The sequence below is a fragment of the Pseudoxanthomonas sp. F11 genome (assembly GCF_037046485.1).
Taxonomy (GTDB): domain Bacteria; phylum Pseudomonadota; class Gammaproteobacteria; order Xanthomonadales; family Xanthomonadaceae; genus Pseudoxanthomonas_A.
In genome coordinates, this window is the sequence record NZ_JBANLZ010000002.1 from 746,164 (window position 1) to 759,387 (window position 13,224).

General features: G+C 66.5%; 12 protein-coding genes. All 12 read right to left on the reverse strand.

Annotated elements, in window-relative coordinates; translation table 11 throughout:
- Positions 1 to 45: 45 nt before the first annotated feature.
- Positions 46 to 858, reverse strand: coding sequence for a DUF4198 domain-containing protein (locus tag V8246_RS09330; protein WP_336188862.1), 813 nt, complete (start codon positions 856 to 858; stop codon positions 46 to 48).
- A 32-nt stretch (positions 859 to 890) separates the two neighbouring features.
- Complete coding sequence (locus V8246_RS09335) at positions 891 to 1,421, reverse strand: DUF2271 domain-containing protein (RefSeq protein WP_336188863.1); 531 nt, start codon at positions 1,419 to 1,421, stop codon at positions 891 to 893.
- 28 nt (positions 1,422 to 1,449) lie between these two features.
- Entirely contained in the window at positions 1,450 to 2,085 is a 636-nt protein-coding gene (locus V8246_RS09340; protein WP_336188864.1) for a PepSY-associated TM helix domain-containing protein, read from the reverse strand.
- A 100-nt stretch (positions 2,086 to 2,185) separates the two neighbouring features.
- On the reverse strand, positions 2,186 to 4,564 hold the full coding sequence (locus V8246_RS09345; RefSeq protein WP_336188865.1) for a TonB-dependent receptor: 2,379 nt from the start codon (positions 4,562 to 4,564) through the stop codon (positions 2,186 to 2,188).
- 94 nt (positions 4,565 to 4,658) lie between these two features.
- A complete protein-coding gene (locus V8246_RS09350; protein WP_336188866.1) occupies positions 4,659 to 5,105 on the reverse strand; it encodes a hypothetical protein in 447 nt (148 codons plus the stop codon).
- 101 nt (positions 5,106 to 5,206) lie between these two features.
- Positions 5,207 to 5,893, reverse strand: a complete 687-nt coding sequence (locus V8246_RS09355) for a Fe2+-dependent dioxygenase (protein WP_336188867.1) — start codon at positions 5,891 to 5,893, stop codon at positions 5,207 to 5,209.
- Between the two features lie 78 nt (positions 5,894 to 5,971).
- Positions 5,972 to 8,341, reverse strand: a complete 2,370-nt coding sequence (locus V8246_RS09360; RefSeq protein WP_336188868.1) for a TonB-dependent receptor — start codon at positions 8,339 to 8,341, stop codon at positions 5,972 to 5,974.
- A 584-nt stretch (positions 8,342 to 8,925) separates the two neighbouring features.
- Positions 8,926 to 9,258, reverse strand: a complete 333-nt coding sequence (locus V8246_RS09365) for a non-heme iron oxygenase ferredoxin subunit (protein WP_185896831.1) — start codon at positions 9,256 to 9,258, stop codon at positions 8,926 to 8,928.
- Positions 9,255 to 9,794 carry an N-acetyltransferase gene (locus V8246_RS09370; protein ID WP_185896830.1) on the reverse strand — a complete coding sequence of 180 codons (540 nt, stop codon included), beginning with the start codon at positions 9,792 to 9,794 and terminating at the stop codon, positions 9,255 to 9,257. Before V8246_RS09370 ends, V8246_RS09365 begins: the two co-directional genes overlap by 4 nt.
- A 39-nt stretch (positions 9,795 to 9,833) precedes the next feature.
- The gene (locus V8246_RS09375) at positions 9,834 to 11,081 is read right to left on the reverse strand and encodes a cysteine desulfurase (RefSeq protein WP_336188869.1); all 1,248 of its coding nucleotides are present in this window, start codon (positions 11,079 to 11,081) and stop codon (positions 9,834 to 9,836) included.
- Positions 11,078 to 12,340, reverse strand: coding sequence for a Fe-S cluster assembly protein SufD (gene sufD, locus V8246_RS09380; protein WP_336188870.1), 1,263 nt, complete (start codon positions 12,338 to 12,340; stop codon positions 11,078 to 11,080). Before sufD ends, V8246_RS09375 begins: the two co-directional genes overlap by 4 nt.
- Complete coding sequence (gene sufC / locus V8246_RS09385) at positions 12,340 to 13,104, reverse strand: Fe-S cluster assembly ATPase SufC (RefSeq protein WP_336188871.1); 765 nt, start codon at positions 13,102 to 13,104, stop codon at positions 12,340 to 12,342. The genes sufD and sufC overlap by 1 nt, the downstream gene beginning before the upstream one ends.
- Positions 13,105 to 13,224: the final 120 nt, after the last annotated feature.

A 13,224-nucleotide genomic window follows, 5' to 3' on the forward strand; every position in this document is an offset into this window, starting at 1 on the left:
GCTGATCCATGCCGCCGGTACTGCGTCCGGCGGCATAGCCCCGTCTTACTGGGGCAGCACTTCCAGCGTGGCGACATAGCTCAGCCGGCGCTGCTTGGCCTGCGGCACGGTGGTCTTGTCGTCCTGCGTGCCGGTTTCCAGCCAGTACATGCCGGCTTCCGGCCAGGTCACGCTGAATTCGCCGTTGGCATCCGTGGTGACCTTGATCTCATCCTGCGCGTTGCGATAGCGCGTACCGCCGCGGGTGATCTCGAATTCCAGCCCGGCCGCCGGCTTGCCGTCGACCAGCATCCGGAAGGTGGCCGCTTCACCGGCGAACAGGTCGTTGGGATGCGTCACCGGCAGCAGTTCGATGCCTTCCCCGGTGCTCTTCAGCGCAGTGTCGTTGGGCGCCCCGTTGGTCACGAAGGTCTCGATGCGACCGATCGACTGCGATACCTGCAGGTTCTTCGCATCCTTCGGCACCTTGGTCGCCAGGTCTTCCGGTTTGGCGCCGCGCAGGCCGCCCGGCTTGCCGTCGGCGCCTTCCCAGCGAACCATCAGGCCCTTGTTGACCGTGGCGATGCGGTAGGTGCCCTGCTGCTTCAGCTCGACATCGAACACCGTGCGGTACTTGCCCGTGGCCAGGTTCTGCGCCTCGACCGCGCTGCCGTCCGGTGCGGTGATCGCCAGGCCTTCCGTGCGCAGGGGAACGTGGTTGAAGTAGAACAGGTCGTTGGACACCGCCGCATCCACCGTGATCCACGGGTTGGTGCCGGCGATGACGGTCTGCGACGGCTGCAACCAGGCCTTGTGCGCCAGCGTGGTGGCGGGGATGGCGGAGGCCAGGGCGATGGCTACGGCGAGGGAACGCTTCATCGGAATCTCCAGCGGACAGATGGAAAGAAGGATCAGGGCTTGACCGTCAGCGTGACGGACCCCAGTTCGGTGGCGCCCTGCGCCTTGCCCAACTGCGGTGCGCCCTTGGCGGGCCAGGTGAAAGGAATCTTCAGCAGCTCACGGCCACCGACTTCGCGCGCGGCCTCGACGACCAGCGTGTACTGGCCGGGCGCCAGCTTGGCCAGATGCTGCTTGTCGCTGAAGCTCAACGCGTGCTTGCCGACCGGCTTGGTGGGTCCGGTCACACCATCCACCGGCACCTTCAGCGAGCGGCCGGACTTGCGCCACCACTGGCGCAGGTCGGGCAGCCACTTGGTGCCGTGGCCCTCGGAATTGCTGGTCTGCTGGTACCAGACGGACAGGTTGGCGGCGACCTTCTGGTCGGCGCCTTCGATCCACACGGCGACGTAAGGACGGTGGTACTCGGCCACATTGAGCTTGGGGATCTCGACATTGATGTCGAGCGTGGCGGCGTAGGCGGGCGTGGCCAGCAGGCCGCTGAGCGCGATGGTCAGCGTGGTGTGGACGGCGATCTTCGACATGCGGTCACTCGCGGTTCGTTGAAGGGGTTCAATGGATGAAAAGCAGCGCGATCAGCAGCGGCACCAGCAGGCCCAGGCCCACCATCGGCCAGGTCATGCGGCGCTGCCGCCCGTGAAGGTAGAGCAGGAACAGGCCGGTGATGCAGAACACCAGGCACGCCACGGCGAAGATGTCCAGGAACCATCCCCACGCCGGCCCGGCGTTGCGGCCCTTGTGGAGGTCGTTGAAATAGGAGATCCAGCCGCGGCGGGTCCGTTCGTACTCGACCACCCCCGTTTCGCGATCGATGCTCAACCAGGCGTCGGTGCCGGGGCCCGGCATCGAGAGATAGAGCTCCATGTCCGACCATTCGGCCGGTCGTCGTCCGATCGATATCGACAGCTCCTGCTCCAGCCAATCGCCCACGGCCGCAGGCAGGGGCGCATGGCCTTCCTGTCGATCGCCCAGCATGGCGACGACAGGTGCGGGAAGGGTGGCGGTCAGGTGGGTGACCTCGGGCGAGGCTTCGATCTTCGCGGCATGGTTCAGCGTGATCCCCGTAATGGCGAACAGCAGCATGCCAACCAGGCAGACGGCCGAACTGATCCAGTGCCACTGATGCAACGTGCGCAGCCAGAAGCCGCGGCGTTGTTGCTGGAGGGCAGGGGAAGCGGGAGCGGACAACGGCACTCTCGAGGCGGATGGAACAGGTGGCCATTACATCATGGATGAGAATAACTCTCAATTGAGAAGCGTTCCCACCGGGCGGGCCAAGCGGCGGCTCTCAAAAGCTGACGTTGAGACTCAGCCACAGGTTCCGAGACTTGTCCTTGTTGTTGTAGTCGTCCAGGTACGACACCTCGTTGGACGTATAGATGCCGTCGTTGTTGAGGTCATTGAAGACCGTCTGGAAGGTGGTGAAATCTTCGTCGAGCAGGTTATTGATGCGGCCCGACACCGTCACATGCTCGTTGAAGCGGTACTGCGCGCCCAGATGCAGCACCGTGTAGTCCTGGTAGTCCCGGCGAACCCCGTTGATCGTGTCGCGATAGCGCTTGGAGCGGGCTTCGGCGAGCAGCTGCATGCTGAAGCGGTCGTTCGCCTGCCAGTTCAGGCTGGCGTTGGCCATGTGGCGGGCGGTGTTGGTCAGCGGCAGGCCCTTCTGTGCCCCGCTCAGTTGCTCGCTGTCGGTGAAGGTGTAGTTGGCGCGCAGCGACAGGGTCTCCGTGATGCCCCAACGTCCAGCGACTTCCACACCCTGGATGCGCACTTCGTCGATGTTGATGTTCTGCGCATACGTCGTATAGCCCAGCAGCGCGTAATCGCCGAGGTTGGCGCAGGGACGCATGCCGCCGGTCTGCTCGCAGCTGAGACTGGTTTCGCCGCGCGCGATCTTGTCGTCGAAGTCGTTGCGGAACACGGTGAGATTGACATTGTGCGCGTCGTCCGGCGAGGTCCAGTACAGCGCGATCTCGCTGTTGACGCTGGTCTCGGGCTGCAGGTCGGGGTTGCCCACGAAGGGCGTGGTCCCCTGGCCGCCGAAGCCGGTGACGCCGTCGTACAGGTCGGTGGTCTTGGGCGTCTTGAAGCCGGTGCTGACGCCGCCCTTCAACGTCCATGCTGGGCTGATGTCCCACACGGCATAGGCGCGCGGGCTGAACTGGCTGCCGAACACGCGGTGGTCGTCGTGGCGCAGGCCCAGCGTGACGGTCAGTGTGTCCAGCGGATTCCAGTTGTCCTCCGCGAACAGCGACCACATCCTGTGCTCCTGGACGGTGCCGCCGCCATCGCCGCCACCTTCCATGCCGAACACGCCGTCCTCCAGTTCGCCGTCGATCACTTGGCCGCCGACGACGAAGCGGTGCGCCTCGCCGACGGCGAAATCCAGTTTGGCGTCCAGTGTGTACTGGCGGCTTTCCATCGTGCGCTTCGGACGCGGGAGGAAGGTATCCATGACCAGCTGCTGGCGCTGTGTTCGCGTCAATCCGGCATAGGGGCCGGTGGCGCAGGTGGAGGCGTTGTTGCAGTAGATGTCCCGATGCAGCAGCCGTTCGGCCACGGTGAACGGCAGCGTGCGGCCGTGGTTGCCGGTGTCGATATGGGCCAGCGAGACGAAACTGTCGCCGAACGTCCACTGCCCGTGATGGGTGACCGACCACTGGTCACGCGTGAACTCCTGGTCAGCCGCGTACCCGACCTGCGGCGCCGCGCGCCAGATGCCGGCCAGTCCGTCCACCGTGCCCAGCGGATACGTTTCAGTGCCCAGATTGTTGATGTACGGCGTGTTGTCGTACGTCTGCTTGGACGTGTCGTAGTCGAAGACGACGCTCTGGCTGTCCGTCGGCGTCCAGCTCAGCGTCACGCCCGCGCTCTTGTTGGTGTTGTCCACGGTCTTGCCGCCGCCACCGAAGCCCAGCGCCCGCTCGAACACCGTGCCGTCCGGTGCGGTGATGGCCTCGTATTCGGGCGTGGATGCGTCCCGCTCGTACCAAGAACCGCGCACGCCCAAGCCCAAACGTTCCTTCACCAGCGGCCCCATCAACATGAAGTCGAAGGTGCTGTCGCTGCCGAAATCGCGGTTCTCCTGGATGCCGTGGCCGAGCGTGGCCGAGCCCTGCCAGCGGTCCGACACCTTGCGCGTGATGATGTTGATCACCCCGCCCAGCGCGTCGGCGCCGTACAGGGTGGACGCCGGCCCGCGGATCACTTCGATGCGCTGGATCATGTCCAGCGGCGGAATATGGTTGAACTGGTTGCCGCCGAACGAGTTGGGGTAGATGTCGCCATGGTTGTTCTGACGCTTGCCGTCGATCAGGATCAGCGTGTAGTCCGGCCCCATGCCACGGATGCTGATGGTCTTCTGCCCCGTCTTGTCGGAGGTCTCGCCGACATCAACGCCCTCCAGATCGCGCACGGCGTCGATCAGCGTGATATAGGGGCGCTGGCGCAGTTCCTCCGCGGAGATCACGCTGATGCTGGCGGGCGCGTCGGTGATCTTCTGTTCGAAACCGGAGGCCGTGACGACGACGGTGTCGAGGGTGCTGACATCGGCGGCATCGGCCGCGGGCTGCGCGATGGCGGGGGCAGTGGCGACGGACAGCAGGGCGAGGGCAAGGCGGTTGCGACGCAGCGAGGCGCGCACGGACGTACGGGTGACGTTCATGGGATCCGGGAAGAAGTGGGCAGCAGGGGGCGCGGTCGCGCGGGTGCGCGATCAGGAGAAAGCAGCGTCCGGGATCGGACGGGCCGCGAGCGGATCAGGCGACAGGAGGTGCCTGGCCGTGATGCAGGCTCAATGACGGATCCAGGCGGTGCAGGGCGCCGTCCGGCATGCGCGGGTCCGGTTGCGGACCGGCATGCCCCCGCCGTGATGAAGGCAGGGGCGAAGCGGCGTCGCGGATGTGTCCTGGCGCGCGGGTGGTTTTCACCTTCAGGGCGATCAGTCGTGCCTTCTTCGCGGGGACGTCGCGATGGCGGTCCTCGCGAGCGCCCCCTGCGTGGTCGCGGGATTCCCCTGCGATCAGCGCGGGCGTCGTCTGGGCAGCGACAACCGCCCGACCCGTGCCGGAAGGGACCGGCAAGTGGAATCCCAGCAACATGGACAGCGCGATCACGACGGCCGCGATGCCCAACCGCGACCACCAGGGTGCGCGCGCCGGTCTCGGTGCGTGCAGGCCGATCGGGTTGTCAGGCGGTTGATTCAAGAAGGTCCCCAGGGCGCGCGCCAGTCCGGCGGGCCGTTACGGGGCATTTTAAATGAGAATACTTATCAAGTGCAAACAAGATTGAATCTTGATTTGTTTCCTCAGGTCTCCACCCACTGCCTGAGAAGGTTGTGGTAGACGCCGGTCAGCTGGACCAGGGCGGCATGCTCGGGCACGTCCACGGTCAAGCGGCGGATGGACAGGTCCAGTTCGAACAGCAGCCGGCGATGACCATCGTCGCGGACCATACTCTGCATCCAGAAGAACGACGCCACGCGCGCGCCGCGGGTCACTGGCGTCACCTTGTGCAGGCTGGTGCCCGGATACAGCACCATGTGGCCGGCGGGCAGCTTCACGCGCTGCGTGCCGAAGGTGTCCTCGATGACGAGCTCGCCGCCGTCGTAGTCCTCCGGTGCGCTCAGGAAAAGCGTCGCGGACAGGTCCGTGCGCACGGCGTCCACGCCGCCGCGGCTGCGGTCGTAGCGGACTGCGTTGTCCACGTGGTAATCGAAGAACTGACCGCCGTCATAGCGGTTGAACAGGGGCGGATAGATGCGCTTGGGCAGCGCCGCGGAGAAGAAGGTGCTGTTGCGCGACAGCGCGTCCAGGATCAGGGCACCGACGTCGCGGGCCGCGGGAGAATCCTCCGGCAGCTGCGCATTGTCCTTGGCCCTGGCCGACTGGTAGCCCGCGGTGATGCGGCCGTCCGCCCAGTCGGCGGCATCCAGGCGCGCCCGTGCTTGCGCGACCTGCGCGGGAGTCAGCACCTCCGGAATCGCCAGCAGCATATCGGTCTACCTCGAACAGAAAGCCCCGCCCATTGTGCATAGGCAGGGTAATGAGCACCTACAACAGGCTCACCGGCCTCAGAACTTGAGCGTGGCCGTCAGCACGGCAGAGCGGCCTTCGCCGGGCGTGGCCCAGCCATTGCCCGTTGTGATCACGCCGTTGGTCAGCGTGACGTTGTTGCGAATGCGCGTGTAGTACTCCTCATCAAACAAGTTGTTGAGGTTGAGCTGCAGGCCCAGGCTGTCGTTGACGCGATAGCCCACCATTGCGCGATGCACCCAGTAGGCCTCGGTCTTGTAGGGGTCCAGGTCGCCGAGCAGGCTGCTGTTCTGCGTGTAGAAACCGCCCTGGTAGGTCGCGCCGTAGCCGAAGCTCCAGTCGTTCAGCTGGTAGGTGCTCCACAGGCTCATGGAGTGCTTCGGGGTGTTGGTCAGCAGGTTGCCCTTCAGCGGATCGGGGAAGAGGGCGGTGTTGCCGCAGTTCGCGGCGCCGGGGTTCGCGGCGCAGAACGAGGAGACCCCGTGCAGCACTTCGCTGTCCAAGTATGTGTAGTTGGCGAACAGCGACCATTCCCGGGTGATGTTGCCGGCCGCGCCCAGGGCGATGCCATCTACGCGTGCCTTGCCGTCCAGCGACTGCTCGCCGGTGAGGTTGAGCGGGTCCGGGTCGGCCACGCGGTAGTTCTGGCGTTCGTTGCGGAAAACAGCCGCGGTCAACGCGAGACGGGTGCCGAACAGGTCCCACTTCGTTCCCAGTTCGACGTTCACCGCGGTCTCCGGAGCGACCGAGCAGTTGTTGCCACCGGTGGTGCTGTTAAGCGTGCACGACCCGTTGACCGAGGCCTTGGACGGCGTCTTGCTGTTGGCGTACGCCAGGTAGATCGAACCGTTCTCGGTCGGCTTGTAGACCAGGCCCGCGCGATACGAGAACAGGTTGTCGCTGTTGCTCGCCGACGGCGAAGGTGCGGTCAGGTACTGGCCGCGCGTCGCGGCCACGGTGGACGCTGTCCAGGTGACCGTGTCGCCCTCGTTGCGCTCATAGCGCGCGCCGAGGTTGAGCGAGAACTGCGGGGTGAAGCGGATCGTGTCGAACAGGTAGACGGCCTGGTTGTTCAGCGAGCCCTTCGTCCGTGACGTGGCGTAGTAGTTCAACGGTCCCGTCCAGACGTTGTACGGATTGTTGATGTCGACCAGCGGGAAGACCGTGACGGACGTGCCGTTGGAATTGTTGAAGACGCTGCCGGTATCCAGGTCGAAGTCTTCCTTCGAGAACGCCACGCCGGCGACCAGCGCATGTTCGATGGCGCCGGTCGAGAAGCGCGCCGTCAGGTCGGTCTGGCTGATCGCCATGAAGTTGCTGGCGTCGCGCACGAAGCCGCGTGGGCCGGAGTTGGGATTCCAGATGCCCGCGGGCGAGCAGACGGCGCCGGTGTAGGGATTCGTGCCGTTGTCCAAGCACCATGTGCCCTGCAGCGCGGTCACGTTGCTCAACTGGTCGACCTTCTGCAGGCGGGCAAGGCTGCGCACCGAAACCTGGTCGCTGAAATCGTGTTCGAAGATGCCTGTGAGCATGTCGATGTCGATCTGCTGTTCGGATACATTGCGATAGCCGAAGTAGCTCTCGAGGTCGACGCCCGGCAGCGCGCCGTCGTTGAACGGATTGAGCGCGTACGGGACGCCGTACTGGGGCAGGTTGTCGTCGCTCTGGTGCAGGTAGCTGAGGGTGACGCGCGTATCGGAGCCGAGACCGAACACGATCGACGGTGCGAAACCCCAGCGCTGGAAGCTCTCGTGGTCACGGCCGGGCACGTCGTTCTGGTGAACCATCGCGTTAAGGCGCACGGCGATGCCGTTCTCGAGGTCGTGGTTGGTGTCGGCGGTCACGCGCCCGTACTTGTCCGTACCCGCGCCAACGGTGAACGTGCTGAAGTCGCCCTCGCGCGCGACCTTGCTGACCAGGTTGATGGTGCCGCCGACCGAACCCGCACCCGACATCGCCGAGTTGGCGCCGTTGATCAGTTCGATGGATTCGAGGTTGAAATTGTCCGTGCGCGTGTACTGCGCGCTGTCGCGCACGCCGTCGGTGGTGATGTCGCTGCTGGCGGTGAAGCCGCGCAGGTTGATGCTGTCGCCATACCCGCCGCCGCCTTCGCCGGCGCCGAAGGTGATGCCGGGCAGCGTGCTCAGCACGTCGCGCAGGCCCAGCAGGTTCTGCTGCGCCATGACCTCGCTCGTGACCACGGTGATGGTCTGCGGTGTGTCGACCAACGCCTCGGTGTACTTGGGTGAACTGGCCTTCTGCACGCGCTCACCATGCACTTCCACGGTGTCCAGTTCTTTGGCTTGCATGGCGGCGTCGGTGGCGGCATCGCCAGTGGGGGCGGCCATGGCCGGGGCCGTGATGGCGAAGAGCAGGGCGGCGTTCAACGGGGAGGGGCGGAAGGTCATAGGCATCCTTGTGTGCTTGAGCGGATGACCCGGTGGCGACGGCTACGGGACGGAGTGGAAACGGTTTGGTGTCTTGCGCACAGCGTTCGGTATGCCGGCGAAAGGAGGCGTCACGCGACGGCGCAAGGCGCCGCGGGAAATCAGCGGGGAGGACCGCAGCCGCGATAAGCGGGGGATCGCGTGCGTGGGCCGTCGTCCCTGGAGGCAGCGAGGTAACGCCCCTCGATGGCGCACCGCGACGCGGTTGCGTGCTCTTCGCTTGCCGCCGGTTCGGACTCGGGAGACGTCGGGATGGCGTCGTGGTAGGCCTGGCTCTCGTACGCGGCCTGCGCGGCGTCTTCACTCGCCGTAGCAGGAGCCGTCACGGCAGAGGGAAGGACATCCGCCTGCGCGGCGGGGGTGGCATCCAGCCCGCCCATGAACAGCATCATGCATGCCAGCAGCACGCAGACGACGCTCGGCAGGACAAGAGGAAGGACGCGCGGCACCGGAGCCTCGAAGAGACGGCTGCGGCGACCTGCCGCAGGGTGCGACAGGATAATGAGAATGATTTGCGATTACAACACGGTGTTCAAAGGTCGAGCTCAGTCCCTGTCGTCCCGGGTCCAGACGCCACCGAGTTCAAGCCGGACCGGAAACTTTGCCACCGGCGAGTAGGCCGGCGCGCACAAGGCACGGCCATCGCGGACGTCGAAACGGGCCCCATGCAGGACGCATTCGATGCTGGCGTCCGCCGGATCGAAGTGGCCGGAGGACAGTTCGAAATCCTCATGGCTGCACTTGTCTTCCAGGGCATACAGATCGCCGTCGTGGTTGAGGACCAGGATCGGCGTGCCGGTGACCTCGTCGAACACGGTTTTCAGCTCGCCGGGCAGCAGCTCGCCGGCGGCGCACACGAACGTCCAGGTCTCACTCATGCGGCGGCTCCCGTCAGCGGTTTCTCCAGGATCTCGAAGCGCAGGTCCTCGCGCTTGGGAATGCCGTAGCGCTCGTCGCCGTAGGGGAAGGGCTTCTTGATGCCCGTGCGCGCGTAGCCGCGGCGTTCATAGAACGCGATCAACTCGTCGCGGATGTCGATCACGGTCATGCGCATGGTCGGCAGCTGCCACTCCTCGCGCGCGACGCGTTCGGCCTCGGCCAGCATGGCCTTGCCCACGCCGCCGCCCTGCAGGTCGGGGCGTACCGAGAACATGCCGAAGTAGCCCGCGCCGTCCTCCTCGGCCACGTGCGCGCATGCCAGCATTTCGCCGGCACGCTCTGCAACCAGAATGCGGCTGCGCGCGCGGCCGATGTCGCGCGCGAGGACATCGGGGTCGATGCGCTGGCCGTCCAGCAGGTCGGCTTCCGTCGTCCAGCCCTGTCGGCTGACGTCGCCGCGGTAGGCGGACGTGACCAGGGCGACGAGGGCCGGGATGTCGGCGTGGGTGGCGGGGCGGAAGCTGAGGGTATCCATGCCGTCCATTGTAGGGCGGCTGCGGGCATGCCCGCAGGGTTACGCCAGCAGGGCGCGCGCCTTTTTCAGGGCGGCGATGAAGGCGTCCACTTCCTCATGCGTGTTGTAGAAGGCGAACGAGGCCCGCAGCGTGGCGGCGACGCCGTAGAACTGCAGCAGCGGGTGGGCGCAGTGCTGGCCGGAACGGACGGCGACGCCTTCCAGGTCCAGCAGCGTGGCCAGGTCGTGCGCGTGCGCCCCTTCGATCAGGAACGAGATCACCGCCGCCTTGTCCGGGGCGCGGCCGACGATGCGCAGGCCGTCGATCCGGTCCAGTTCCTCGGTGGCGTGCGCCAACAGTTCGGCCTCGCGGGCTTCCACGTTCGCCATGCCCAGCGCGTCCAGGTAGTCCACGGCCGCGCCCAGCCCGACGAAACCAGCGATGTTGGGCGTGCCGGCTTCGAACCGGTGCGGCGGGTCGTTGAACACCGTGCCGTCGAAGCTCACTTCCTTGATCATCTCGCCGCCGCCGATGAACGGCGGCATGGCCTGCAGGTGTTCCTTGCGGGCCCACAGCGCGCCGGTGCCGGTGGGGCCGCACATCTTGTGGCCGGTGAGCGCGTAGAAATCGCACCCGATGGCGGCGACGTCGACTGCGCGGTGCGGTACCGCCTGCGAGCCGTCCACCACGGTGACGATGCCGCGCTTGCGGGCCTCGCGGCAGATCTCGCGCACCGGGTTGACCGTGCCCAGCACATTGGAGGTCTGAGTGATCGCCAGCAGCTTCACGTCGCCGGTCATGGCGGCGTGCAGCGCGTCCAGGTCGAGCGTGCCGTCGGTGTGGATCTCCGCGACCTTGATCGTCGCGCCGGTGCGCTGGGCCACGAGTTGCCACGGCACGATGTTGGCGTGGTGTTCCATGCGCGACACCAGGAGGGTGTCCCCGGCCTTCAGGCGCGGCAGCGCCCACGAGTAAGCCACCAGGTTGATCGCGAACGTGGTGCCGCTGCACAGCACCAGTTCGTCCGGCCGCACGTTGAGGAAGCGCGCCAGCCTTTTGCGCGCGCCTTCGTACGCATCCGTCGCTTCGGTGCCCAGCGTGTGCACGGCACGGCTGACGTTGGCGTTGTGCTGCCGGTAGAAGTCATCGACCGTCTGGATCACCGATGCCGGTTTCTGGCCCGTGTTGGCGCTGTCCAGATAGATCAGCGGCTTGCCGTTCACCTGCCGTGCGAGCAGCGGGAAGTCCTCGCGCACGCGCGCCCAGTCGATCGCGGCACCGGCACCGGACAGGGCCTCGCGGTTCATGGTGCCTCCAGCGCCGCCAGCGCGGCGTCCACCCGGGCGAGCAGGGCTTCGCGCACGCCGGCATGCGCGACGACGCCCAGCGGTTCGCGGCAGAACGCGATGGTCAGCAGCTGCCGGGCTTCGGCCTGCGTCAACCCGCGTGAGCGCAGGTAGAACAGGGCATTGGCGTCGAGCTGGCCGACCGTCGCGCCATGGGCGGCCTTGACTTCGTCGGCGTGGATCTCCAGCACGGGCTGGGTATCGATCTCGGCGTTGTCCGACAGCAGCAGGTTCTTGTTCGACAGCGCTGCATCAGTGCCGTCCGCACCCTCGCGGATCAGGATGCCGCCATGGAAGACCGCGCGTCCACGGCCTGCGCCTAGTCCGCGCCAGGTCAGTTCGCAGGTGGTGTCCCGGCCGATGTGGTCGATGCCCAGGCGGGTATCGACATGCCGGCGTCCGCCGGCCAGCAGCACGCCGTTCGCCGTCACGCGCGCGTTGTCGCCTTCCAGGCGTACGTTGAGCTCGTGGCGCGACAGCGCGCTGCCCAGCTCCAGATCCACGCGGCGGTAGTCGGCTTCGCGCGCGAGTACCGCGTCTGTACGCAGCAGCGAGGTGGCGCGCTCGCCCTCGGCCTGCACGCGCGCGTGCGACAGGGTCGCGCCCTTCGCCAGGTGCACGTGGCTCAGGGCGTTGATGAAGTGCGCGTGCGGCGTAGCGGCGAAGTGGTGCTCCACCACCGTCAGCGACGCGCCCGCACGCAGTTCGATCAGATTGCGCAGATGCCAGGCGCGGTCGGCGCCGTCCTCGGTGCCGATGAAGACCAGATGCAGCGGCTGCTCGCTCCGCACGTCGGCTTCGGCGCGCAGCAGCAGGCCTTCGGTCGCCAGCGCGGCGTTGAGCCGGGCGAAGACCTCGTCGGTGCGCTCGAAACGACGCTGCAGGAAGCGCGCCGCATCGCCGCCCTCCGCCAGTGCCTCGGACAGCAGCTGCAGGCTGACGCCGTCCGGCAGGTCGGTGGTCAGCGACAGCGCCACCGAATAGCGGCCGTTGACGAACACCGCGCGCGGCGCCGGGATATCGGCCAGCAGCATCGGGTCCAGCGACGGCAGCGCGTCGACGGCAGCGAAGCTGCGACGTTCGAGTTGCCGCAGCGAGGTGTACTTCCACGCCTCGGTGCGCGGGCCGGGCAGGCCGTCGCGCAACGCCTCGTCGAGCGCAGCGCGGCGTGCGGCATCGCCGTGGAAGGTGGCCGACAGGGAATCCAGCAATGCGCTCATCAGGCGGCCTGCTCCGGTGCCACACGGTCCTTGATCCACGCATAGCCGTGCTGTTCCAGCTCAAGCGCCAGTTCCGGGCCGCCGGTCTCGACGATGCGGCCGCCGGCCAGCACGTGCACCACGTCCGGCTTGATGTAGTCGAGCAGGCGCTGGTAGTGGGTGATGACCACGAACGCGCGGTCCGGGGAGCGCAGCGCGTTGACGCCATCGGCCACGTTCTTCAGCGCGTCGATGTCCAGGCCGCTGTCGGTCTCGTCCAGGATCGCCAGCTTCGGTTCCAGCACGGCGAGCTGGAAGATCTCGTTGCGCTTCTTCTCGCCGCCGCTGAAACCTTCGTTGACGCCCCGGTGCAGCAGTTCGTCCTTCAGGTGCAGCACGGCCAGTTTCTCCCGCACCAGCTTGAGGAACTGCATGGAGTCCAGCTCGGTCTCGCCGCGCGCCTTGCGCTGAGCATTGAGCGCCGCACGCAGGAAATAGGTGTTGTTCACGCCCGGGATCTCGACCGGGTACTGGAATGCCAGGAACACACCGGCGGCAGCGCGCTCTTCCGGTGCCAGTTCCAGCAGCGGCTTGCCGTCGAACTCGACGCTGCCGGCGGTGACCTCATAGCCCTCGCGGCCGGCCAGGATGTTGCCGAGCGTGGACTTGCCGGCGCCGTTGGGGCCCATGATGGCGTGCACCTCGCCCGGCTTCACGTCCAGCGAGAGGCCCTTGAGGATGTCCTTGCCGGCGACGCGGGCGTGGAGGTTGTCGATCTTCAGCATGTTCGTTTCCGTTTGATTCTTTTGAGCCCCTCTCCCATCGGGAGAGGGGTTGGGGTGAGGGGCGATGGAGTCCGGATCTTTGAGGCCACCGGACTTCGTTGCCCCTCATCCGCCCTACGG

What these genes read in the sequence shown, in the direction of transcription:
- V8246_RS09330 (WP_336188862.1), bottom strand. Translation starts at nt 858, where the DNA reads ATGAAGCGTTCCCTCGCCGTAGCCATCGCCCTGGCCTCCGCCATCCCC.
- V8246_RS09335 (WP_336188863.1), bottom strand. Translation starts at nt 1,421, where the DNA reads ATGTCGAAGATCGCCGTCCACACCACGCTGACCATCGCGCTCAGCGGC.
- V8246_RS09345 (WP_336188865.1), bottom strand. Translation starts at nt 4,564, where the DNA reads ATGAACGTCACCCGTACGTCCGTGCGCGCCTCGCTGCGTCGCAACCGC.
- V8246_RS09355 (WP_336188867.1), bottom strand. Translation starts at nt 5,893, where the DNA reads ATGCTGCTGGCGATTCCGGAGGTGCTGACTCCCGCGCAGGTCGCGCAA.
- V8246_RS09360 (WP_336188868.1), bottom strand. Translation starts at nt 8,341, where the DNA reads ATGACCTTCCGCCCCTCCCCGTTGAACGCCGCCCTGCTCTTCGCCATC.
- V8246_RS09365 (WP_185896831.1), bottom strand. Translation starts at nt 9,258, where the DNA reads ATGAGTGAGACCTGGACGTTCGTGTGCGCCGCCGGCGAGCTGCTGCCC.
- V8246_RS09370 (WP_185896830.1), bottom strand. Translation starts at nt 9,794, where the DNA reads ATGGATACCCTCAGCTTCCGCCCCGCCACCCACGCCGACATCCCGGCC.
- V8246_RS09375 (WP_336188869.1), bottom strand. Translation starts at nt 11,081, where the DNA reads ATGAACCGCGAGGCCCTGTCCGGTGCCGGTGCCGCGATCGACTGGGCG.
- sufD (WP_336188870.1), bottom strand. Translation starts at nt 12,340, where the DNA reads ATGAGCGCATTGCTGGATTCCCTGTCGGCCACCTTCCACGGCGATGCC.
- sufC (WP_336188871.1), bottom strand. Translation starts at nt 13,104, where the DNA reads ATGCTGAAGATCGACAACCTCCACGCCCGCGTCGCCGGCAAGGACATC.